General features: G+C 68.7%; 15 protein-coding genes. 10 read left to right on the plus strand and 5 right to left on the minus strand.

Features of this window, described 5'->3' with window-relative positions; all coding sequences use genetic code 11:
• Nucleotides 1-2 precede the first annotated feature (2 nt).
• From P6281_RS06010 to P6281_RS06020, 3 genes are all read left to right on the plus strand, one after another.
• A complete protein-coding gene (locus tag P6281_RS06010) occupies nt 3-464 on the plus strand; it encodes a hypothetical protein (protein ID WP_008254516.1) in 462 nt (153 codons plus the stop codon).
• 117 nt (nt 465-581) lie between these two features.
• A complete protein-coding gene (locus P6281_RS06015; RefSeq protein WP_014941439.1) occupies nt 582-3224 on the plus strand; it encodes a bifunctional FO biosynthesis protein CofGH in 2643 nt (880 codons plus the stop codon).
• Nucleotides 3225-3262: 38 nt separating this feature from the next.
• Nucleotides 3263-4027, plus strand: a complete 765-nt coding sequence (locus P6281_RS06020; protein WP_014941440.1) for a maleylpyruvate isomerase N-terminal domain-containing protein — start codon at nt 3263-3265, stop codon at nt 4025-4027.
• Between the two features lie 24 nt (nt 4028-4051).
• Here P6281_RS06020 and P6281_RS06025 read toward each other — a convergent pair whose 3' ends face one another.
• Nucleotides 4052-4384 (minus strand): hemophore-related protein, encoded by a 333-nt coding sequence (locus tag P6281_RS06025; RefSeq protein WP_008254522.1) that lies wholly within the window; start codon nt 4382-4384, stop codon nt 4052-4054.
• 373 nt (nt 4385-4757) lie between these two features.
• On the opposite strand from P6281_RS06025, the gene fdxA reads away from it, so the two are divergent.
• From fdxA to pks2, 4 genes are all read left to right on the plus strand, one after another.
• Nucleotides 4758-5084: a ferredoxin gene (fdxA, locus tag P6281_RS06030; RefSeq protein WP_007773662.1), complete on the plus strand. Its 327-nt coding sequence runs from the start codon at nt 4758-4760 to the stop codon at nt 5082-5084.
• Nucleotides 5085-5125: 41 nt separating this feature from the next.
• Nucleotides 5126-6211, plus strand: coding sequence for a succinyldiaminopimelate transaminase (gene dapC, locus P6281_RS06035; RefSeq protein WP_085978365.1), 1086 nt, complete (start codon nt 5126-5128; stop codon nt 6209-6211).
• 95 nt (nt 6212-6306) lie between these two features.
• Nucleotides 6307-8670 carry an APC family permease gene (locus P6281_RS06040; RefSeq protein WP_014384044.1) on the plus strand — a complete coding sequence of 788 codons (2364 nt, stop codon included), beginning with the start codon at nt 6307-6309 and terminating at the stop codon, nt 8668-8670.
• 225 nt (nt 8671-8895) lie between these two features.
• Entirely contained in the window at nt 8896-15282 is a 6387-nt protein-coding gene (gene pks2 / locus P6281_RS06045; RefSeq protein ID WP_036454839.1) for a sulfolipid-1 biosynthesis phthioceranic/hydroxyphthioceranic acid synthase, read from the plus strand.
• A gap of 12 nt (nt 15283-15294) precedes the next feature.
• Here pks2 and P6281_RS06050 read toward each other — a convergent pair whose 3' ends face one another.
• Complete coding sequence (locus P6281_RS06050; RefSeq protein WP_201358813.1) at nt 15295-16452, minus strand: PPE family protein; 1158 nt, start codon at nt 16450-16452, stop codon at nt 15295-15297.
• A gap of 74 nt (nt 16453-16526) precedes the next feature.
• Nucleotides 16527-17714: a PPE family protein gene (locus P6281_RS06055; RefSeq protein WP_324738652.1), complete on the minus strand. Its 1188-nt coding sequence runs from the start codon at nt 17712-17714 to the stop codon at nt 16527-16529.
• Nucleotides 17715-18476: 762 nt separating this feature from the next.
• Here P6281_RS06055 and cysC point away from each other — a divergent pair.
• Genes cysC through P6281_RS06070 form a run of 3 tightly spaced genes read left to right on the plus strand, consistent with a single transcriptional unit; the run spans nt 18477 to nt 20742 of the window.
• Nucleotides 18477-19172, plus strand: coding sequence for an adenylyl-sulfate kinase (gene cysC / locus P6281_RS06060; RefSeq protein ID WP_026071439.1), 696 nt, complete (start codon nt 18477-18479; stop codon nt 19170-19172).
• The gene (gene sat, locus P6281_RS06065) at nt 19169-20428 is read left to right on the plus strand and encodes a sulfate adenylyltransferase (protein ID WP_324738653.1); all 1260 of its coding nucleotides are present in this window, start codon (nt 19169-19171) and stop codon (nt 20426-20428) included. Before cysC ends, sat begins: the two co-directional genes overlap by 4 nt.
• Nucleotides 20425-20742 carry a DUF6955 family protein gene (locus tag P6281_RS06070; RefSeq protein ID WP_008254554.1) on the plus strand — a complete coding sequence of 106 codons (318 nt, stop codon included), beginning with the start codon at nt 20425-20427 and terminating at the stop codon, nt 20740-20742. Before sat ends, P6281_RS06070 begins: the two co-directional genes overlap by 4 nt.
• Before the next feature lie 25 nt (nt 20743-20767).
• Here P6281_RS06070 and P6281_RS06075 read toward each other — a convergent pair whose 3' ends face one another.
• Both P6281_RS06075 and fadD21 read right to left on the minus strand, forming a co-directional pair.
• Nucleotides 20768-21454 (minus strand): GAP family protein, encoded by a 687-nt coding sequence (locus P6281_RS06075; RefSeq protein WP_324738654.1) that lies wholly within the window; start codon nt 21452-21454, stop codon nt 20768-20770.
• A gap of 17 nt (nt 21455-21471) precedes the next feature.
• Nucleotides 21472-23208, minus strand: coding sequence for a fatty-acid--AMP ligase FAAL21/FadD21 (gene fadD21 / locus P6281_RS06080; protein WP_014384050.1), 1737 nt, complete (start codon nt 23206-23208; stop codon nt 21472-21474).
• Nucleotides 23209-23217: the final 9 nt, after the last annotated feature.

Genomic DNA, 23217 nt, shown 5'->3' on the forward strand with positions numbered 1-23217 from the left:
CAGTGGGTTATCGGCTCGATACTCTCCAACATCGACAGCGTTCCGACCTGACCGACACCCAGCCTCGCGTCGCGTCCGTCGAGGACGGCGGCGCCACAGACCCCGCGATCCGTTTCGTTGTCCTGTCCCTCCTGGCGGTCGATGGGGTTCTGTCCGCACTAGCCGGGGCCCTGCTGCTGCCTTTCTATATCGGGACGGTTCCGTTTCCCCTCAGCGGATTGATTTCCGGGCTGGTCAACGCGGCCCTGGTGTGGGCCGCGGGGCGGTGGACCCGGTCACCCCGGTTGGCGGCGCTGCCGCTGTGGACGTGGTTGCTGACGGTGGCGGTGATCAGCATGGGCGGACCGGCCGACGACGTCATCCTGGGTGGCCGCGGCCTGATGGCCTACGGGGCCCTGCTGCTGTTGGTGCTCGGCGTCGTGCCGCCGGTCTGGGTGCTGTGGCGGCGCGGCCGCGGCGGTTGATCTCGGCCTGTGGCGAGTGGACATTTCGGCCGGGATGTCGCCCGCTTGCGCCTACGGGCGTGGGTCTACTGTTGACTGTTGCCCATACGGGACCCGCCATGGGTGTCACGAATTCACATGTTGGGACGCACGGATGAAATTCGATCGTGGGGAAGTTACACCAAGGTGCTGTTGACTCCGGGCGAGGAGCCTACCGCTTTGCCTGATCCACAGATTCCGGCGAAGGCCAGTGCGTCGAGGGCCGACGCGTCGGCGCTGCGACGGGTATTGCGGCGGGCCCGAGATGGCGTTGCACTCAACGTCGACGAGGCGGCGCTCGCGATGACCGCGCGCGGCGCGGATCTGGCCGACCTGTGCGCGAGTGCGGCGCGGGTGCGCGACGCGGGCCTGGAGTCGGCCGGACGGCGCGGCCCCGGCGGCGGGCTGCCGATCACGTACTCCCGCAAGGTCTTTATCCCGGTCACCCATCTGTGCCGCGACACCTGTCATTACTGCACCTTCGTCACCGTGCCCGGCAAGCTGCGCGCCCAGGGCGCCGGCATGTACCTCGAACCCGACGAGATCCTCGACATCGCCCGCCGCGGCGGCGAACTCGGTTGCAAGGAAGCGCTATTCACGCTGGGGGATCGGCCGGAGGATCGGTGGCCGGAGGCGCGTGAGTGGCTCGGTCAACGGGGCTACGATTCGACGCTGTCCTACGTGCGGGCGATGGCGATCCGGGTGCTCGAGGAAACCGGGTTGTTGCCACACTTGAACCCCGGCGTGATGAGTTGGTCGGAAATGGCGCGCCTCAAGCCGGTGGCGCCGTCGATGGGCATGATGCTCGAGACGACCTCGCGGCGGCTGTTCGAGACGAAAGGGCTTGCGCACTACGGCAGCCCGGACAAAGATCCGGCGGTCCGGTTGCGCGCCTTGACCGATGCGGGCCGACTGTCGATTCCGTTCACCACCGGCCTGCTGGTCGGCATCGGCGAGACACTCGCCGAACGCGCCGACACCTTGCATGCGATCCGCAAGTCGCACAAGGAGTTCGGCCATGTGCAAGAGGTGATCGTGCAGAACTTCCGGGCCAAGGAACACACCGCCATGGCCGCGGTCCCCGACGCCGGCATCGAGGATTACCTGGCGACGGTGGCGGTGGCGCGGCTGGTGCTCGGCCCGGGGATGCGTATCCAGGCGCCGCCGAACCTGGTCTCGCGCGAGCAGTGCCTGGCGCTGGTCGGCGCCGGAGTCGACGACTGGGGCGGTGTCTCGCCGCTGACGCCCGACCACGTCAACCCGGAGCGGCCGTGGCCGGCCCTGGACGAATTGGCCGCCGTCACCGCCGAAGCCGGTTACGAGCTGGTCCAGCGGCTGACCGCGCAACCCAAATACGTGCAGGGCGGCGCGGCCTGGATCGACCCGCGGGTGTCCGGACACGTGGCGGCGCTGGCCGACCCGGCGACCGGCCTGGCCCGTGACGTCAACCCGGTCGGGTTGCCGTGGCAGGAGCCCGACGACGTCGGTTCGGTGGGCCGGGTCGACCTCAACGCGGCGATCGACAGCGAGGGCCGCAACACCGAAACCCGCAGCGATATCGACAGCGCGTTCGGCGACTGGGAATCGATCCGGGCGCACGTCCACGAGCTGGCCGCGCAGGGCGCCAAAGCGCCAGAACGCCTGGACACCGACGTGCTTGCCGCGCTGCGCTCCGCGGAACGCGACCCCGCCGGGTGCAGCGACAACGAATACCTGTCACTGGCCACCGCCGACGGTCCCGCGCTGGAAGCGGTTGCCGCACTGGCGGATTCGTTACGCCGCGACACCGTCGGTGACGACGTGACGTTCGTGGTCAACCGCAACATCAACTTCACCAACATCTGCTACACCGGCTGCCGGTTCTGCGCGTTCGCGCAGCGCAAGGGCGACGCCGACGCGTATTCGCTGTCCACCGACGAGGTCGCCGACCGCGCCTGGGAGGCGCACGTCGAGGGCGCCACCGAGGTGTGCATGCAGGGCGGCATCGACCCCGAGCTGCCGGTCACCGGCTACGCCGACCTGGTCCGGGCCGTCAAGGCGCGGGTGCCGTCGATGCACGTGCACGCGTTCTCTCCGATGGAGATCGCCAACGGTGTGACCAAGAGCGGGTTGAGCGTTCGCGACTGGCTGACCAGCCTGCGCGAGGCGGGCCTGGACACCATCCCGGGCACCGCCGCCGAAATACTGGACGACGAGGTGCGCTGGGTGCTGACCAAGGGCAAGTTGCCGACGTCGATGTGGATCGAGATCGTCACCACCGCGCACGAGGTCGGGCTGCGGTCGTCGTCGACGATGATGTACGGCCACGTCGACAGCCCGCGCCACTGGGTGGGCCATCTCAACGTGCTGCGCGACATCCAGGACCGCACCGGCGGTTTCACCGAGTTCGTGCCGCTACCGTTCGTGCACCAGAGTTCGCCGCTGTATCTGGCCGGCGCGGCCCGGCCCGGACCCACCCACCGCGACAACCGAGCCGTACACGCGCTGGCGCGAATCATGTTGCACGGCCGCATTTCCCAGATCCAGACCAGCTGGGTCAAGCTCGGTGTCGAGCGCACGCAGGTGATGCTCAACGGCGGCGCCAACGACCTGGGCGGCACGCTGATGGAAGAAACCATCTCGCGCATGGCCGGTTCGGAACACGGGTCGGCCAAGACGGTCGCCGAGCTGACCGCGATCGCCGAGGGCATCGGGCGACCCGCGCGCCAGCGCACCACCGACTACACACCGTTGGCCGCCTGACCGCTTGCCGGCCGGGCGCGACGGGTATACCCGACACCGTGACGCGACGAGTTGACGACGACCGGTTCCCGGAGTGGCGGCCATTCGCGGATGCCGTGCAACGGCACGGCCCGGACGCCGGAACCTGGTGTGAGGCCTGGACGGTGCGCGACATCGTCGTCCATCAGGCCGGAAACGCCGAGGAACTCGCCCGGGTGCTCGGCGGCCACCTCGCCGGCCAGCCGGTGGCCACCCGCGGGTTCGAGGAGCGCGAGGGCCCGTTGCGCGCCTTGAACGACGCGGACCTGTGGGACGCGCTGCTGGACCGGATGGCCGCCCTCGGTGACGTCGCGGAGGCGGCCGAAGGGGTGCCCGCCGACACCGACGTCGCCTGGACCGGCCGCACCATGAAGGTGCCGTGGTTCGCCGAGCACATGCGCGAAGAGCTCGTCCTGCACAGCTGGGACATCACCGGCGACGAGCCCGCGGCCCAGGCGAGGCTGGCCGAACCGTGGATGACGACGCACAGCGTGCTCGCCGTTGGCAAGCCGCTGCTGGCCAAAGGCGCCAGACAGCTGGAGGTCGGCGAGCGGATCGACGCCCGGCTGCGGGCCGAGGGCACCGACGACATCGTTCTGACGGCCGGCGCGGATCAGGTTACCATCGGGTTCGCCGAGCCGGACGGCCCGGCGACCCTGGATACCGATGCGGCCGCGCGGGTGCTGCTGCTGTGGGGGCGCAGGCCCGCCGACCCGTCACGCATTCGCAGCCGCGTCGGACCGGAAACATTGGGACGCGTGCGCCGCCTGCTCGGCGGCTACTGAACCGCTTCGTGCGAAGCGGTCGGCTCAGTAGTTGTTACAGGTGACCGCGACCTGGTTGATCGTGTTGTAGTACTTCTGCGCCGCCGGCATGGCCTGGATCTGCTGGGCCATCTGCTCGCGCTTGGGCGGCGGCGCTGCCAGGAAGTTGCGGATGTAGGACTGCGCCACGGGCGACGAGTTCAACTGCTGGGCAGCTGCCGGGTCGGTCGCGTTGAGCGCCGCAATCACCTGTCCGTAGTTACAGGTGGTGTTGATGATCGCGTCCGTGGGGTCGGCGGAAGCGATCCCGGCCGCGGCGGTCAACGCCACTGCCGCGCTGCCAACCGCAACGCCCAATTTGCTCAACGACACCCTCATGTGTGGACACCTTCCCCAGTTAATGCACCGCTCTTACGGCGAGAAAATCTGCCCAGCGGTTGCCGTCCTTCCGATGAGATTACCAGGCCCCGCGAGCGTGCTTGCAACGCAACAGATACCGAAGCCTACCCCGGGGCCGAGACTCTGCGCAGGTCAGCGCGTTGGTCGTAGTGTTCGCCCTTGGCGAAACGGGGGCCGCGTGCGGGCCCCGAGACTGTCAGTCTTAAATCGGTATTCCGACAGGCGCGCCAAATGGTTGACCTGTATCTGCAACGTCTAGTATCAGTAACCGAAAGCTTCACCGGAAGAGGACGGACGCGCCGGTGCGAGCTGAACAGCAGCCCACATTGAGTAGTACATGGAGGAGACGTCTGTGACGTACACGATCGCCGAACCCTGTGTCGACATCAAGGACAAGGCCTGTATCGAGGAGTGCCCGGTCGACTGCATCTACGAAGGCGCCCGGATGCTCTACATCCACCCCGATGAATGCGTCGACTGCGGCGCGTGCGAGCCGGTCTGCCCCGTCGAAGCGATCTACTACGAAGACGACGTGCCGGACCAGTGGAGCCAGTACACGCAGATCAACGCCGACTTCTTCGCCGAGCTGGGATCGCCCGGCGGCGCCGCCAAGGTCGGCATGACCGAGAACGACCCGCAGGTGGTCAAGGACCTGCCACCGCAGGGCGAAGGCGACTGAGCGACCCGGTGCCACACCAGCTCAAAAAGCGGCGGCCCGCCGTGTCGGCGTCCCTGCCGGAATTCCCCTGGGACACGCTGGCCGACGCGAAAGCGCAGGCCAGCGCCCACCCCGACGGGATCGTCGACCTCTCCGTCGGCACCCCGGTCGACCCGGTCGCCCCGGTGATCTCCGACGCGCTGGCCGGGGCCGGCGCGGCGTCGGGGTATCCGGCCACCGCGGGCACCGCCCGGCTGCGCGAAGCGGCGGTCGCAGCCCTGGCCCGGCGGTTCGGTGTGACCGGGCTGGCCGAGGCCGACGTGCTGCCGGTGATCGGCAGCAAGGAGCTCATCGCCTGGCTGCCGACCTTGTTGGGCCTGGGCTCCGCGGACATGATCGTGGTGCCCGAGCTGGCATACCCGACCTATGACGTCGGAGCGCGGCTGGCCGGGGCGCGGGTGCTGCGCGCGGATTCGCTCACCCAGCTGGGCCCGCAATCGCCGGCGCTGTACTACCTGAACTCGCCGAGCAACCCGACCGGGCGGGTCCTGGGCGTCGACCACCTGCGCAAAGTCGTCGGATGGGCCCGCGACCGGGGTTGCCTGGTGGCCTCCGACGAGTGCTACCTCGGCTTGGGCTGGGACGCCCAACCGCTGTCGATCCTGCATCCGTCGGTCTGCGACGGCGACCACACCGGGCTGCTGGCGATCCATTCCCTGTCGAAGAGCTCGTCGCTGGCCGGGTACCGCGCCGGCTTCGTCGCCGGTGATTCCGACCTCGTCGCCGAGCTGCTCGCCGTGCGCAAGCACGCCGGGATGATGGTGCCGAGGCCGGTGCAGGCCGCCATGGTGGCCGCCCTGCAGGACGACGCGCACGAGCTGCAACAGCGGCAGCGCTACGAGCGGCGCCGGGCCGCCCTGTTGCCGGCCCTGCGCGCGGCCGGCTTCGCGGTCGACTATTCCGAAGCCGGCCTCTATCTCTGGGTCACCCGCGGCGAGTCCTGTCACGACAGCGTCGCCTGGCTGGCGCAGCGCGGCATCCTGGTGGCCCCCGGCGAGTTCTACGGCCCGCGCGGCGCACAGCATGTGCGCGTTGCCCTGACGGCCAGCGACGAGCGGATCGCTGCCGCGGTGCGCCGGCTCGCCTGACCGTCCGCAGTGCGCGCGCCGCCGCGGGCGGTCCGAACGTGCACAATGCTTCGGAGGCGTTTCACGTTCTTGAACCTCGGGTAAGGACGGTGCTTGTGACCAGTTCGACCGGCAAGCTGCGCATCCCGCTCTCGGTCGGGGACGTCGCCAGGCGTGTGTTTTTGGGAAAGCCACTGATCACCGAGGACATCGCGTCGGAGAAGTTGTCCAATGGCGTTGCGCTGGGAGCGCTTTCGCCGGACGCGGTGTCATCGGTCGCCTACGGTCCCGAGCAGATCCTGATCGAACTGTTGCCGCACGCCGGGTTGGCGGCGTTTCTCCTGTTGCTTCCGATCACCGGCGTCATCCTGCTCATCCTCGTGCTGGTGGCCGCCTCGTACCGGCAGGTGGTCATGGCCTACACCCGGGCCGGCGGCTCCTACATCGTGGCGCGCGACAACTTCGGGCCCCGCGTCGCTCAGATCGCCGCGGCGGCCCTGCTGATCGACTACGTGGTGACCGTCGCGGTGCAATCGGCGGCGGGGACGGTCGCGGTGGTCTCGGCGATCCCCGCGTTGGGTCCCTACAGCCTGGCGATCACGGTCGGCGTGGTGCTCATCATCTGCTACGCGAACCTGCGTGGATTGCGGGAAGCGGGAATGCCGTTCGCGGTGGCGACCTACTCGTTCATCGCCATGGTCGCGCTGACCATCCTGGTCGGAGTCGTCCGCGTAATCGGCGGGGGTTTACCGCTCTACGACCCGGCGCACACGGCAGGGGCCGTGCCGGTTCATCAGAGCAACGGGTTGGTGCTGGGCGCGACGATTCTGGTGTTGTTGCGCGCATTCGCCAACGGGGGTTCGTCGCTGACCGGCGTCGAGGCCATCTCCAACACGGTCGACTACTTCCGAAAGCCCCAGGGCCGCAACGCCCGTCGGGTGCTCACGGCGATGGCCTGCATACTGGGCTTCCTGCTCGCCGGGGTCGCCTACCTGGCCCACGTCACCCACGCCACCCCGTATTTGACCGAATATCCCTCGGTCTTGTCGCAGATCGGTCGTGCCGTCTACGGCAACGGCGTGGTCGGTGACGTGTTCTACGTCCTGGTCCAGGCCTCGACGGCGGCCATCTTGTTCACCGGCGCGAACACCAGCTTCAACGGCTTCCCGGCCCTGGCCAGCTTCGTCGCCGAAGACCGTTTCCTGCCACGGCAACTGACGAAACGCGGTCACCGCCTGGTGTTTTCGAACGGGATCATCACGCTCACCACGCTGTCGGTGGCGCTGCTGGTGGTGACCGGCGGCTCGGTCAACGCGCTGGTTCCCTTCTACGCGATCGGCGTGTTCACCGGATTCTCGATGGCCGGCTACGGCATGACCAAGCACCACTTGACGCATCGCGAACCGGGATGGCGGCACCGGCTGGCGATCAACCTGTCCGCGGCGATCCTGTCGACGATCGTGGTGGGCATCTTCGCGGTGGCGAAGTTCACCGAGGGCGCCTGGCTGGTGGTCGTCGTGTTCCCGCTGCTGGTGTTCGTCCTGACGCGGCTGAACCGCGAATACCGCGCCGAGGCCGCCATTCTCGAGATGTTCCGCACCGATCGCCCGGAACTGGTGAAGTACGCGCGGCACAAGGTGCTGGTGTTCGTCGACTCGGTCGACCTCGCGGTGATCGAAGCGTTGCGCTACGGCCGCGGACTGCGGGCCGACGAACTGGTTGCCGTGCACTTCATGGTCGACCCCGCCCACGCCACGCAACTGCGAAACCGTTGGGACCACTTCGGTCTCGACACACCGCTGCGAATCGTGGACTGCCCCGACCGGCGGATCAGCAGGTCGGCGCAGCTGCTGGTCGCCAAGGCGCGCGACGAGCAACCGGACACCAACGTGACGGTCCTCCTGCCGCGCCGGACATTCGCGCCACTGCTGGGGCGGCTGTTGCACGACCGGACCGCGGACAAGGTCGCCCAGGCCGTCAGCCTCATCCCCGACGCCGCGGCGACGATCGTGCCCTATGACGTGGAATCGCGGATCAGGGAGGCCTACCCGGACTCGTTCGAACAGCGCATCGCGCAGCAGATCGACAAGATCCAGGCCTGGGTCTCGCAGGACGAGGACGAGAAGGTCGAGGCCTACGAACACCCCGAACGGCCGTCGTCGGTGATCATGGTGGCCGGCCTGATCTCCGGGCAGCGCGCCACCATCGAAGGACGCGTCAGCGAGGTCGAAGACGTCGCCGAACGCGGGCGAACCCGGCGAGAGATCGTCGTCGGGGACAGCAGCGGGGAGATCACCGTGACGTTCCGCCCCGGGCGCGGGGGCGCCGACATCCAGCCCGGTCAACTGTTGCGGATCAGCGGCAAGGCCCGGCAGGCCGGCCAGCGTTCCCTGTCGATGGTCGATCCGACCTATCAGATCATCGAGGATCCGGCGAAGGAGGCCGAGTCCGGGGCCCCCGAACAAGCCGACCAGTCTTAGCGTCGGTGTGAAACGCACTGCGCAGCAAGGTATTTCGAACTTTCTGTCCCGGCGCTCCCGCCCGCCGCGGCGGCCCCCTGGTGCCGCGGACGAAATTGTTTAATCCCGCTAACTGACGTGGCTCCGGTGGGTAAACTGACGCCTGCACAATTACGCCCGACCGCGTGAGAAGCGATGGTGCGCCCGATGCTCACGGGTGGTCGGGCGAGAAGAGGGGACTGCGCTTTGCGTGCCGCGAACGCCACACCGGTGGCCGTCATCGGGATGGCCTGCCGACTTCCCGGGGGGATCGATTCCCCGCAGGGCCTTTGGGAAGCGTTGCTGCGCGGTGACGATTTCGTCGGCGAGATCCCCGCGGACCGGTGGGACGCGGACCTGTACTACGACCCCGAGCCCGGTGTGCCCGGCCGCTCGGTGACCCGGTGGGGGGCGTTCCTCGACGACGTCGGGGGCTTCGACTGCGACTTCTTCGGGATGACCGAGCGTGAGGCCATCGCGGTCGACCCGCAACACCGCCTGCTGCTGGAAACGTCGTGGGATGCCGTCGAGCACGCCGGCCTCGCCCCCGGGTCCCTGGCCCAGACGCAGACCGGCGTGTTCGTCGGCCTGACACACGGCGACTACGAACTCCTGTCCGCCGATTGCGGCGCCGCCGAAGGACCATACGGGTTCACCGGCACCAGCAACAGCTTCGCGTCCGGACGGGTCGCCTACGCACTGGGGTTGCACGGTCCGGCGGTCACGGTGGACACGGCGTGCTCGTCGGGGTTGATGGCCGTCCACCAGGCGTGCGGCAGCCTGGCCGCCGGCGAAAGTGACCTCGCTCTGGCCGGTGGCGTGGTGGTGACCCTGGAACCACGCAAGTCCGTTTCGGGTTCGCTGCAAGGCATGCTCTCCCCGACCGGCCGTTGCCACGCCTTCGACGTGCGGGCCGACGGCTTCGTCTCCGGCGAGGGCTGCGTCATGCTGCTACTCAAGCCGCTCGACGATGCGCAACGCGACGGCGACCGCATCCTGGCGGTGCTGCGCGGCACGGCCGCCAACCAGGACGGCCGCACCGTGAACATCGCGGCGCCCTCGGAAACGGCCCAGGTCGCCGTTTACCGAAAGGCGTTGGGCGTGGCGGACATCGACCCGAGGACAATCGGCTACGTCGAGGCGCACGGCACCGGCACCCCGGTCGGCGACCCGATCGAGTTCTCCAGCCTGGCAGCCGTGTACGGAACCGACGGGCCCTGTGTGCTGGGGTCGGTGAAGACCAACTTCGGCCACATGCAGTCGACGTCCGGGCCACTGGGGTTGATGAAGGCGATTCTCGCGCTGCAGCACGGCGTGGTGCCGCGGAATCTGCACTTCACCCGGCTTCCCGATGAGATGGCCCGGATCGAGACGGACCTGTTTGTGCCGCAGTCGAATACGCCGTGGCCCACCGGCTCCGCTCACCCGCGCCGCGCCGCGGTGTCGTCCTATGGAATGTCCGGCACCAACGTGCACGCCATCGTGGAGCAGGCGCCGGCAGACGCCCCCGCGCGGGCACCCGATGGTCCGGACACGCCCGGACCAGTTGGGCCACAACTATTTCCGTTGTCGTCCACCTCGGCCGAGCAGTTGCGCGTCACGGCCGCCCGGCTCGCGAGTTGGGTCGACGAGCAGCGCAGCGCCGGCCCCGACCGCGACACCGGCGCCGCCCTGTGGGATCTGGGCTACACGCTATCGCGCCGCCGCGCGCACCGACCGGTACGGACGGTGGTGTGCGCGAACACCTTTGACGAGTTGAGCGCGAGGCTACGCGCAGTCTCCGACAACGATTTTCCGTACGAGCCAGCCGTGGGCCACGACGACCGCGGACCGGTGTGGGTGTTCTCCGGGCAGGGTTCGCAATGGCCGCGGATGGGCGTCGAACTGCTGGCCACCGAACCGGTGTTCGCCTCCACGATCGCCGCCATCGAGCCGTTGATCGCCGGCGAATCTGGGTTTTCGGTCACCCAGGCCATGACGGCGCCGCAGACGGTGACCGGCATCGACAGGGTCCAGCCGACGATCTTCGCCATGCAGGTCGCGCTCGCCGAGACGATGAAGTCCTACGGGGTGCGCCCCGGTGCCGTCATCGGCCATTCGCTCGGCGAAGCCGCGGCGGCCGTGGTCGCCGGCGGGTTATCGCTCGACGACGGCGTCAAGGTGATCTGCCGCCGCTCGCGGCTGATGGGGCGGGTCGCCGGCAGCGGCGCCATGGCATCGGTGGAACTGCCGGGCCAGCAAGTCCTTTCGGAACTGTCCATCCGCGGAATCTCCGACGTCGTGCTCTCGGTGGTCGCCTCGCCGACGTCGACCGTCGTCGGCGGCGAGGCCCAGGCCATCCGCGACCTGGTCGCGGCATGGCAGGAGCAGGATGTGCTGGCACGCGAGGTGGCGGTGGACGTCGCCTCGCATTCACCGCAGGTGGAGCCGATCCTCGACGAGCTGGTCGAGGCGCTCGCGGACCTGCGGCCGGCGGCCCCCGAGGTCGCGTACTACTCCGCCACCCTGTGGGACCCACGCGAACGGCCGTCCTTCAGCGCCGGCTACTGGGCCGAAAACCTGAGGCACACCGTGCGATTCGCGGCCGCCGTGCAAGCCGCCCTCAAAGACGGCTTCCGCGTCTTTGGTGAGCTGTCGCCGCATCCGCTGCTCACCCACGCTGTCGAGCAGAACGCCGCCAGCCTGGACATGCCCATCGCCGCGCTCGCGGCCATGCGCAGAAGCGAGCCGGAGGCACCACCCGCTTGCGGGGGACAGCTCCCAGTTGGCTTGCGCGGTTTGGTCGCCAACGTGCACAGCGCCGGCGCGCTGGTGGACTTCTCCGTCCAATACCCCAGTGGGCGTTTGGTGGACGCACCGCTGCCGACGTGGACGCATCGCCGGCTGTTGCTGAGCCGCGAGTCGGTGGAGCGGGCGCACGGAGCCTCGCTGCGGGCCGTCCACCCGCTGCTCGGTGCGCACGTGCATCTGCGCGAGGAGCCCGAGCGCCACGTGTGGCAAGGGGAGGTCGGCACCGACGCCCACCCGTGGCTCGCCGACCACCAAATCCACGGAGTGGCAGCGTTTCCCGGCGCTGCCTACTGCGAAATGGCGCTCGCGGCCGCCGCCGCGGCGCTCGGCGAACGCGCCGAGGTGCGCGACGTCACGTTCGAGCGGACGCTGTTGCTGGCCGACCACACGTGGGCTTCTTCAACCGCCACGATCTCCGCGCCCGGGGCCCTCGACTTCACGGTGGACACGCACGAAGAAGGCGAACGCCTCCGCCGCGCCACCGCCGTCCTGCGCGTCGCCGCCGACGATGCGGGACCCGAGCCGCCCCCACACGACCTGGACACGCTGATCGCCAATCACCCGACCCGCATGGAGGGCGCCGAGTTGCGGAAGGCCTTCGACGCCATCGGCATTCAGTACGGGCCCGCGTTCTCGGGTCTGTCCGCGGTGCTGGTCGGCGACGCGGACACCACGACGGTGCTCGCGGAAGTCGCGCTGCCGGGGGCGATCCGCTCGCAGCAGTCGGCCTACTGCTCGCACCCGGCGCTGCTCGACGCCTGCTTCCAGTCCGTGGTCGTCGCACCGGAGGTGCAACAGGCCGGCGACGGCGCTCTGCTGTTGCCGGTGGGGGTGCGCCGGCTGCGCAACCACCACTCGACGCGCAACGCGCAATACTGCCTCACCCGGGTCACCTCCTCGCGCCCCGGCGAGTGCGAGGCCGACATCGACGTGCTGGACCAATCCGGGACGGTGCTGCTGACCGTCGAGGGGCTACGGCTGGCCGGCGGCACGTCGGAACGCGAACACGCCCACCGGCTGCTCAACGAGCGGTTGTTGACCATCGAATGGGAGCCCCGCGAACTGCCCGAGCCGGCGCACAGCGAGCGCGGATCCTGGCTGCTGCTCAGCACGTCCGACGCCGCCGAAGGCCACGACCGCCTGGCCGCACAACTCGCCGAAGCCCTGAATACCGATGGGGCGCAATGCGCGACGGCACCCGTCGGATCGGTGGACACCGCACAGTTGCGTTCGCTGCTGACCGGTGGCGGCCGGACCGCCCCCGACGGCCACGGGCCCCTCAAGGGGCTGGCCGGCGTCGTCGTGGTGACCGCGGCCCCCGGCGACCACCCGGACGACCCCCAGGGCCGCCGGCGCGGCCGCGACTACGTGTCGCACCTGGTGACCATCGCCCGCGAACTCTCGGATCTTCCCGGGGAATCGCCGCGGTTGTTCGTGGTGACCCGTAACGCGGCGAGCGTCACAGCCGGCGACGCGCCGAACCTGGCGCAGGGCGGCCTGCGCGGACTGATGCGGGTGATCGATTCGGAGCACCCGCATCTGAGCGCCACCCAGATCGACGTCGACGACGCCACCGGCCCGGAAAAGCTTGTGCTGCAACTGAAGAGCGGCTCCGAAGAGGACGAGACCGCCTGGCGCGACGGTCACTGGTACACCGCCCGGCTGCGGCCCGGTCCGCTGCGTGCGGCCGAACGGCGCACCACCGTCGTCGACCACGAGCGTGACGGCATGCGGCTAGAGATCCGCACCCCCGGCGACCTGGAATCGCTGGAATTCACCGCGTTCGACCGGGTTCCGCCCGGACCCGGCGAGATCGAGGTGGCGGTCACCTCGTCGACCATCAACTTCGCCGACGTGCTCGTGGCGTTCGGGCGCTATCCGACGTTCGAGGGCTACCGGCAGCAATTGGGCGGCGACTTCGCCGGCGTGGTCACCGCCGTCGGGCCGGGCGTCACCGAGCACGAGGTCGGCGACCGCGTCGGCGGGGTGTCCCGGCACGGCTGCTGGGGCACCTTCGTCATCGCCGACGCGCGGCACGCGGTGACACTGCCCGCCGGGGTGCCGCTGGAAGACGCCGCCGCGGTGGCGACCGCGTCGGCGACCGCGTGGTACGGCCTGCACGACCTGGCCCGGATCGCCCCGACGGACAAGGTGCTGATCCACTCCGGCACCGGCGGCGTCGGGCAGGCGGCCATCGCGATCGCCCGGGCCGTCGGTTGTGAGATCTTCGCGACCGCGGGCAGCCCGCAGCGGCGAGAACTGTTGCGCACCATGGGCATCGAACACGTCTACGACTCGCGCAGCACGGAATTCGCCGACCAGATTCGCCGCGACACCGACGGATACGGGGTCGACGTGGTGCTCAATTCGCTGCCCGGCGCCGCGCAGCGGGCGGGCATCGAACTGCTGGCCTTGGGTGGCCGCTTCATCGAACTGGGCAAGCGCGACATCTACGGCGACAGCCGTCTGGGGCTGTTCCCGTTCCGCCGCAACCTCTCGCTGTTCGCCGTCGACCTGGCGCTGCTGACCGTCAGCCACCCGCACACCGTTCGGCGCCTGCTGACCACGGTGTACCAGCGCACCGCGGCGGGCAAGTTGCCGTTGCCGCGCTGCACCCGCTATCCGATCCACGACGCCGCCGCCGCGGTGCGCCTGGTCGCCTCCGCCGGGCACACCGGCAAGGTGGTGCTCGACGTGCCGCGCGCGGGCACCAGCGTGGCGACGGTGCCCCCGGAAAAGGTCCGGCCGTTCCGCGCCGACGGCGCCTACATCATCACGGGCGGGATCGGTGGCCTGGGCCTGTTCCTGGCCGGGAAGATGGCTTCGCGTGGCGGCGCGGCGGGCTGCGGCCGGATCGTGCTCAACTCCCGCTCGCAACCCAACGAGCAAGCGCGCCAAGCCATCGAGCGCCTCCGCGCCGCCGGGGCCGATGTCGTGGTGGAGTGCGGTGACATCGCCGAGCCGCGGACCGCCGAACGGCTGGTGGCGTGCGCGACGGCCACCGGGCTACCGGTGCGGGGGGTGCTGCATGCGGCGGCCGTCGTCGAGGACGCCACGCTGGCGAACGTCACCGATGAACTCATCGACCGGTGCTGGGCGCCAAAGGTGCACGGCGCGTGGAACCTTCATCAAGCGACCGCGGGCGAACCGCTGGATTGGTTCTGTTCCTTCTCGTCGGCCGCCGCGCTGGTGGGTTCGCCGGGGCAGGGCGCCTACGCCGCGGCCAACAGCTGGCTGGACGCGTTCGCCTATTGGCGCCGCGCTCAGGGCCTGCCGACCACCGCGATCGCGTGGGGGGCATGGTCAGAGGTCGGCCGCGCGACGTCCCTCGCCGACGGCGCCGGGATGGCGGTCAAGCCGGCCGAGGGTTTTCGCGCATTCGAGACGCTGCTGCGCTACGACCGCCCCTACTCGGGCTACGCGCCGATCATGGGCACGCCGTGGCTGACCTCTTTCGCGCAACGCAGCCGCTTCGCCGAGGCGTTCGGGTCGGTGGGGCAGGGTAATCCGGACACGGGCAAGTTCCTCGCCGAGCTGCAGGCGTTGCCGCGCGAGGAATGGCCGTCGGCAATCCGACGGCTGGTATCCGGCCAAATCAGCCTCTTGCTGCGGCGCACAATCGATCCGGATCGCCCGCTATCCGACTACGGCCTGGATTCGCTGGGAAATCTGGAGCTGCGGACCCGCATCGAAACCGAGACGGGCGTGCGCATCAGCCCCACCAAGATCACCACCGTCCGCGGTTTGGCGGACCACCTGTGCGACGAGCTGGCGGGTTTGGAAGCGGCGCCGTCGGCGTCTTGACTCGCGGTGTCGCTACCCGCCGTACGCCGGGCGCGGCATCTTGAAGATGCGACGTCCGTTGCGTAACACCGGGACACCGGCCTGCCCCGCGGTGCGCGTCGCGGGCAGGGGTCCCGGGACGTTGGAAGGGTCCGCCGCGGACGCCGACGCTGCTCGAAACATGGTGTCCGGCAACGGTTTGAGTGCGATACCGGCGGTGGGCGCGGGACTCGCGACCGTCCAGGTCTGCGGGACGGACAGCTTGCCCACCAGTGCCGCCCGGCCCAGGCCACCCAGCACGGGACCGCGGACGCCCGCGACTTGCGGCACCGCGGGCGCGGGGATGTCCGGCACGATGGGCACCCCGCCCTCGGCGGCCTTGGCGGCCTGGATATCGGAAAGGTCTAGCCCGTAACCCAATTGCCCCCATCCCAGCAGTGTGCGGGCCCCGGCCAGAAACGTCTGTCCCGGTGTGGTGATGAGTGTGTTGAAGTTGTCGACCGAACCGATAAGGGACAGACCGGATCCGGCCGCCGGCGCCTCGCCAAGGCCGGCCGAGGAAGCGTTCGTGACCACGCCCGACGCCAGCGCCGCGCGGGCCTGACCCGCGGCCGTGCCCACGGCTTCGTTGACCGCGGCGGCCTGGGCCGATTGGCCGTGCGCATTCGTGGTGCGGGGCGGCTCGGTGAACGGCGTGAAAGCGGTGGCTGCCGACGACGTTGCGGCGTAGCCGTACATGGCGGTGGCATCCTGCGCCCACATCTCGGCGTAGGCGGTCTCGGTGGCCGCGATTGCCGCGGCGTTCTGTCCGAAGAAGTTGGTCGCGATCAGGGTGAGGAGCGCAAATCGGTTGGCGGCCACCACATGTGGCGGCACCGTTGCGGCGAAGGCCGCCTCATAGGCGGCGGCGGCTGCGCGTGCCTGTGCGGCGGTCTGGCCGGCCTGGGCCGCCGTGGTGGACGCCCACGCCACATACGGTTCGACCGCGGCGGCCATTGCCGTGGCAGCATCGCCGGACCACGCGCGTCCACGCAGTTCCGAAAGCGTGGCGGAGTAGCCGGCGGCGTGGGACTCCAGTTGCGCCGCCAGCGCGTCCCACGCCGAGGCGGCGGCCGACATCGGGGCCGAGCCCGGTCCGGCATACATTCTGGCCGAGTTGATCTCGGGCGGCAGCGCCCCGAAATCAAGCATCGGCGATCCTTTCTGAACAAGCGCACACGCGGTCGCTGCAGGTCCATGCCTGCACTGAAGAGTGGAAGTGGCGGCTATCCGCCCGCGGAAGGACGCGGCATCTTGAATTGGCGTGGGGCCACCCGCAAGACGTTGTTGACCGAGGGCCGCGACAGCAGCGCCGAGGATGCCCCCGCGCCCGCCGCCGGAGCCCCGCCCCACATATTGGTCGCCGGCCCTTCGTGCCATGACGGCCCACCGTCGAGCTCGGCATCCGACAGCCAATGCGACTCGGCGACCGTGGCGATCGTCGGGTTCGTCGCCGCCCAGCTCTGCGGGACCGACAGCCGCCCCACCGCGCTCGCGCTGCCCGTGCTCGCGAGGGTCGGCCCGGCGACGCCCGCCGTGCCGGTCGAGACACTCGCCGCCGCGGCGGGGGCGGCGGCGGCTTTGGCGGCTTCGCTCGCCGCCTGCAGGTTGGCGCGGAAGGCCCCGGTGCCGAAGGTGCCCGCCGACGTGACGGTGCGGCTCATGGCGTCGCCGAGATTCACCGGCGCCGTCAGCGTGTTGAAATCGTCGACGGCGTCGAGGGCCGAGCCTGTCGAAGTGCCGCCAGAAGGTGGCGTTTCGGAGAGGTTTTGCAACTTCTGCGGCACGGTCGACATCGTCCGGGACAACGCGGCATGAGATTGCGACGCGGCCGAGCCGTTCGTGGCCTGGGCGACCGCGGCGGCTTGCCCGGGCTGGCCGTCGGCGTTGGTGGTCCGCGGAGGCTCGTGGAACTGCGTCAGCGTCGTCGCGCCCGACGACGAGGCGGCGTAGCCGTACATGGCGGCGGCATCCTGGGCCCACATCTGTTCGTAGGCGCCCTCGGTCGCCCCGATCATCGCGGTGTTCTGTCCCAGGAGGTTGCTCGCGACCAGTTGCGCCAGGAGGGTGCGGTTGGCCGTGACCAGCGCGGGCGGCACCGTCGCGCCGAAGGCCGCCTCGTAGGCGGCCGCCGCGGCCCGCGCCTGGCTGGCCGCCTGTTCGGCCTGGGCCCCCGCGGCCGCCAGCCATGCCACGTACGGGGCCGCCGCGGTGGCCATCGCGGCCGAGGCGCTGCCGGTCCAGCTCTCACCTTCCAGCTGGGCGATCACCGCGGAGTACCCGCGCGACGCGGTCTCCAGCCCGTTGGCCAGCACGTCCCAGGCGGCCGCCGCGGCGACCATCGGCGCCGAGCCGGGGCCGGCATACATTCTGGTCGAGTTGATTTCTGGTGGCAGGGCCCCGAAATCGAGCATTGGTACTTCCTCTTCGTCGGTCGGCCCCGGGAGCATTCCGCCACCAGGCGGTAGAGCCGACCGGCGGTGAACCCGGGACCGTCGCTAGCTCTCGCGGGCGACGACGGCCTCGTGCGTTGCGGCCCAGGCGCGTCGACAAGCAGGCAATGGCAAGCGAGTCAAGGGACTTGATCATCGGAATGTTAAATGAAATTTACTTGGTGTTTACGGCCGCCCCGGCGTCGCCTCGTCTGCTGCAAATTTGCCGGCGACGTTGCGGCATGTTCGCCGGATTGTCGACGATCGAGGCTCACGCGCGGTTATGACGGGCTTGCGCGTCTGGCGTCCTGGCCCTTTGGCGCCCGGGGCGGCGCGAAAGCAAATTTTTCTCTGCTTGAGTAAAACCCAGCGACCCGCATTCGACGGCCAGAACCGGTTGACGCACAAGCGATCGACAGCCGGGGTCACCAGCGGGCCGAGTGTCGACGCGCTCGTCAGTTAATTGCGTCCCCGGGCCGGTGTTATAGCAAACACGGGTCGCCTCCCGCGTCACGGCGAAGACCGCGCCGGCCGGCGTCGCTCGACCCCTGGGGATTTCGTTTGCTGGCCGAACCCTGTGCGGGGACCGCGGGGGCGCGATCCCCGCCGCCAAAAACTCCGTAAGTTGACCATCTTTACTTGTAGGCTGGTTCTGATCGGGTTTGGTTGATAAGCAATATGGTGAAGGTGTGTGGCGGCGGCGCCGTAGCTGCGCATCGACTTCGTTGCGAACAGGATCGAGAAATGCCGAACAACATCACCTGGCACGAACACAAGATCAGCCGCGGCGAGCGCGAGGAACTCAACGGCCACCAGGGTTGCGTCATCTGGTTCACCGGGCTGAGCGGCAGCGGCAAGAGCACGGTCGCCAACATCGTCGAACAAAAGCTCTACGAGCGGGGCATCCGGAGCTATCTCCTGGACGGCGACAACGTCCGCTACGGGCTCAACGCCGGTCCGGAGCTGCTCGAGGAACGCCATGGGCCCGAGTTCGCCAAGCGGTTCGGGCTGGGATTTTCCGCCGAGGATCGTGAGGAGAACATCCGCCGCATCGGCGCGGTCGCGAAGCTGTTCTGCGAGGCCGGCGTCATCGCTTTGACGGCCTTCATCAGCCCTTACGTGCGTGATCGGGACGCGATCCGGGCCACGCTGGGTGACGGCGATTTCCAGGAGATCTTCATCGACACCCCGATCGAGGTGTGCGAGCAGCGCGATCCCAAGGGTCTCTACAAGAAGGCCCGGGCCGGTGAAATCAAGGGATTCACCGGGATCGACGACCCCTACGAAGCCCCGGCGCGCCCGGAGCTGCGCCTCGAGGGCGGAACGAAGGACGCGGACACGCTGGCCGACGAGGTGATCGCCCACCTCGAGAGGGCGGGCATCATCCGGGCCTTGCACCGAGTTCACGACGACCTGGAGAGCAGCGAGGTCACGGCATGAGCTACACGGGTCACAACGGGAAGCCGATCGTGGAGCGGGTGGCCACGGACGACGCGAGCGGCCGGATCGAGGGGTTGGCGCGCGTGCCGATCTCGAAGGCCACCGCGCACGAAGTCATCAGCCTTTCCTACGGTTTCTTCACCCCACTGACCGGCTTCATGGGCCGCCAAGAGGTCGACGGGACCCTGGACAACTTCGCGCTGCCGGACGGAACGTTGTGGAGCATTCCGATCGTCTTCGACATGTCCACCGACGACATCGCGGAACTCGATATCAAGGAAGGCGCCAGCGTCGTTCTCGACTATCTCGGGGCCCCCATGGCCGTCTTCGACGTCACCGAGATCTACGAATACGACCTCGAGCGCATGGCCGAAAAAACCTACGGCACAACCGATCCCCGACACCCCGGGGTGAAGAAGACCATGGGCTACGAAAACCGGTTCATCGGCGGGGATGTCACGCTGATCAACGAACCCGTTTTCAACGAGCCCTTCGCAGGCTTCTGGCTCACCCCCAAGCAGCACCAGGACGCGTTGGCCGAGCGGCATTGGCAGCGGGTGGTCGCCCACCAGACCAGGAACGTTCCGCACACCGGGCACGAGGCGTTGATGAAACAGGCGTGGCTGGCCGCGAACGAGGATCAGCCCGTCGACAACCTGAACACGGGCGTGCTGGTGAACGCGATCATCGGCCAGAAGCGGGTGGGCGATTACATCGACGAGGCAATACTGTTGGCGCAGAACGCCCTACGCACCAGCGGATATTTTCGCGAGAACGTGCACATGGTGTCCTTCACCCTCTGGGACATGCGGTATGCGGGGCCGCGCGAGGCCATCTTCCACGCGATCCTGCGGACGAACCTGGGCTGCACGCATCACATGTTCGGGCGAGACCACGCGGGTGTGGGCGATTTCTACCACCCGTACGATTCCCAGAACATCCTCAAGCAGTACCGGGACCAGCTGGGCATCAAGCCGGTGTTCCTGCGGGAGAACTGGTATTGCCCGGTGTGCCTGGAGGTCACCAACTCCGCCCTGTGCGGCCATGATTCACAAGCGCAAAGCTTCAGCGGCAGCCTGATCCGAAGCATCCTGACCGACGAAGTCAAGCCGACGCAGAAGGTGATGCGCCACGAGGTGTTCGAGGTCGTGATGGAGTGCGCCGCAAAGCACGGTCAGGGTTCGCCGTTCGTCACCGAGGAGTACTTGCGGGACAGGCTGCCGGTCTTCACGCTCAACCAATTGGAGGGTTCGTGAGCAGCGACGACAAACACTTCAAGGTCAACGTCTGGATCAACGAGGAGCGGCTGGAGGCGCTGGCGAACGCCGGGATGGCCGACCTGGCCAACGAGGCTTTCGCAGGCATGAAGCTGCTGGAGATATACACCACCGAAGAGCAGAAAAATATTGTCCTGCAACGCTATCCGGGATCCAAGTACGATTCCGCCACCACCCGCTCCATTGAGCTGCTGCCCAAGCAGGCCAAGGACAGGCTGTTGGAGCTGTCGATCGCGATGCATTCCACCGGTCCGGACGTGATGGGCCGCTTCCTCGAGGAAACGAAGCCCTGAGCCGACGGTAGTGCCGCCGCCGCTGTCAGAGATCGGCCAAGCCCGCCGCCAGCAGGACGAGCCCGACCGCGACGAGCAGCGCGGCGACCTCGATGCGACGCCGCGACCGTATCCAGTCCTGCAGCGCGGTCATCGCCGCGCGCGTCGCCGTCGGCGCCAACAGGTAAGCGACCAATGGAATCTCGACAAGTGAGAACGCGATGACGTTGAACATCAGCAGCGCACCCAATTGCGTCATGACCGGCGCTCCGGACGCCAGGATGACCGCCAGGGCGGCCAGGTAATCCACCGACGGCAGCGCGATGCCGAGGCCCGCGGCGGCGGCGACCCACAGGGAACGTCCGTCGAGCAGTCGTCGGAGCCGAGTCGTCAGCCAGGCGGGCCCGGCGCGGTCGCGGTCGGGAGGAACGCCCCGGGATCCCCGCCGCCGGTCCGCGACGATCTTCACCGCCAGTCCCGCGGCGGCCGCCAATGCCAGTGCGCCGATGAGGATCTGCACGCGGGGCAAGGTGAAGTATGTCGAGCGCAGCAGTACGCGCCGGAGGAGGAACAAGACGGTCGCACCCACCGTCAACCCCATCGCGAACCCGCCGGCCACAAATGCGAGCAATTGCAGCAGCGGCTTGGGGCGACTGAGCATCAGCACCGTCATGCCGATCCGGAACGGCTCCAGGCTCACGGCAAGGGCCATCACACCGATGGTGAACAACATCGCAGATACCGGACCGGTCAGGCGTCCAGCCGGGTGAACTGTTGCCGTCGGTACCGCTCGACGCACGCGGCCCGCCGGATCTTGCCGCTCGTCGTGGTGGGAATCGATCCGGGCGCCACCAGCACCAGGTCGGCCACGTTGAGCCCGTGCGAGTCCGAAATCGCCGCGGTCACATCGTTCTTGAGGGCGTCGAGGCCGCGCTGCCCGCGCTCGCCGGACTCGCCGCGGTTCTTCAGTTCGATGATGGTCACCAATTTCTCGGTCTCGTCCACCGGCACCGCGATCGCCGCGACGCGGCCGCCGGTGATCGCCTGCACGGTCGACTCGATGTCCTCCGGATAGTGGTTGCGCCCGTAGACGATCAGCAAATCCTTCATCCTGCCCACGATGAACAACTCGCCGTCGCAGAGAAAGCCGAGATCACCGGTGCGCAGCCACGGGCCCTCGGGGGTGCCCGGCGACGGGTCGGCCAGGACGGCGCCGAAGGTGCGCTGCGTTTCCTCCGGCTTTTGCCAATAGCCGTCGGCCACGTTGTCGCCGTGGACCCAGATTTCGCCGACCGTTCCGTGCGGGCACAGCGTGCCGGTGTCGGGGTCCACGATTCGTACCGTCGGTGATTGTGGCACGCCGTAGCTCAGCAGCGGCGAGCCGGTCCGTGTGGAGGACGGCTGGGCGTTGCCCTCGGCCAGCTTCTCCGGGTCGAAGTGAACGACTTTCGGGGCGCCGGCCTGTGCGCGGCTGGCCACGTAGACGGTCGCCTCCGCCAGGCCGTAGGAGGGTTGCATCATGTCTTCGCGAAAGTTGTACGGGGCGAACCGTTTACAGAACCGGTCGAGCGTTGCGGGATGAATCCGTTCGGCGCCGCTGACGATGCTGATGATGTTGCCCAGGTCGAGCCCGGCCAGGTCCGCGTCCGTCGACTTGCGCGCCGCCAGTTCGAAGGCGAAGTTCGGTGCGGCCGAGAAGACCGGAACGGCTTGGGCCATCGCCTGGATCCACCGTGCGGGCCGCTGCAGGAACGCGACCGGGCTCGTCAGCACACCGGGGTAACCGCCGAGGATCGGAGCGATGACGCCTTGCATCAGGCCCATGTCGTGGTAGAAGGGCAGCCACGACACGCACACGCTGTCGCGGGGGGCCACGCCGTTGAAATCCGGGAAGTAGGCGGCCATCAGCTGCTGGAAATTCACGTGCAGGTTCCGGTGCGAGACCATGACTCCGGCCGGAAGGCGGGTGGAGCCCGACGTGTACTGCAGGTACGCGATGCTCGGGGCGTCGCTGACGCGGATGCCCGGCGGATTCGGATCGTCGAGGCTCAGGGAGTCGACCTCGATGACGGCCGGGGTCGCACCGTGCGGCCGCTGCAGATATTCGTCCACGGCCGCGGCGGCCGTGGAGGTGGTGAGAACGACGGCCGGCCCGGTGTCGGCCAGGACGGCACTGACCCGCTCGTCGTGCGTGCCCGGCTGCGGAACCATCAGCGGTACCGCGATCAGCCCGGCCTGTATCGCGCCGAGGAACGCCACGATGTAGGGGAGGCCTTGGGGGGCAAGGATCACGGCCCGCTCCCCGCTGCTGGCGGTCCGCGTGACCTCGTGCGCAACGTGCAGGGTCCGCCGATACAGCTGCGCCCACGTCAGCGATTCGGTGACGCCCGCCCAGTCCTGCTCGTAATCGGTATAGAGAAAGGCTAACTCGTCGGGCTGCAGACCGGCGCGTTCCCGCAACAGGGAGACGACGGACGTATGTTGCATGCGGGCCAG

The organism is Mycobacterium sp. 5-140-3-2 (genome assembly GCF_035666375.1).
GTDB lineage: Bacteria > Actinomycetota > Actinomycetes > Mycobacteriales > Mycobacteriaceae > Mycobacterium > Mycobacterium intracellulare.

Coding starts and splice junctions, on each gene's coding strand:
- P6281_RS06015 (WP_014941439.1), top strand. CDS start 582: ATGTTGGGACGCACGGATGAAATTCGATCGTGGGGAAGTTACACCAAG.
- P6281_RS06025 (WP_008254522.1), bottom strand. CDS start 4,384: ATGAGGGTGTCGTTGAGCAAATTGGGCGTTGCGGTTGGCAGCGCGGCA.
- P6281_RS06050 (WP_201358813.1), bottom strand. CDS start 16,452: ATGCTTGATTTCGGGGCGCTGCCGCCCGAGATCAACTCGGCCAGAATG.
- P6281_RS06055 (WP_324738652.1), bottom strand. CDS start 17,714: ATGCTCGATTTCGGGGCCCTGCCACCAGAAATCAACTCGACCAGAATG.
- cysC (WP_026071439.1), top strand. CDS start 18,477: ATGCCGAACAACATCACCTGGCACGAACACAAGATCAGCCGCGGCGAG.
- sat (WP_324738653.1), top strand. CDS start 19,169: ATGAGCTACACGGGTCACAACGGGAAGCCGATCGTGGAGCGGGTGGCC.
- P6281_RS06075 (WP_324738654.1), bottom strand. CDS start 21,454: ATGTTGTTCACCATCGGTGTGATGGCCCTTGCCGTGAGCCTGGAGCCG.
- fadD21 (WP_014384050.1), bottom strand. CDS start 23,208: ATGCAACATACGTCCGTCGTCTCCCTGTTGCGGGAACGCGCCGGTCTG.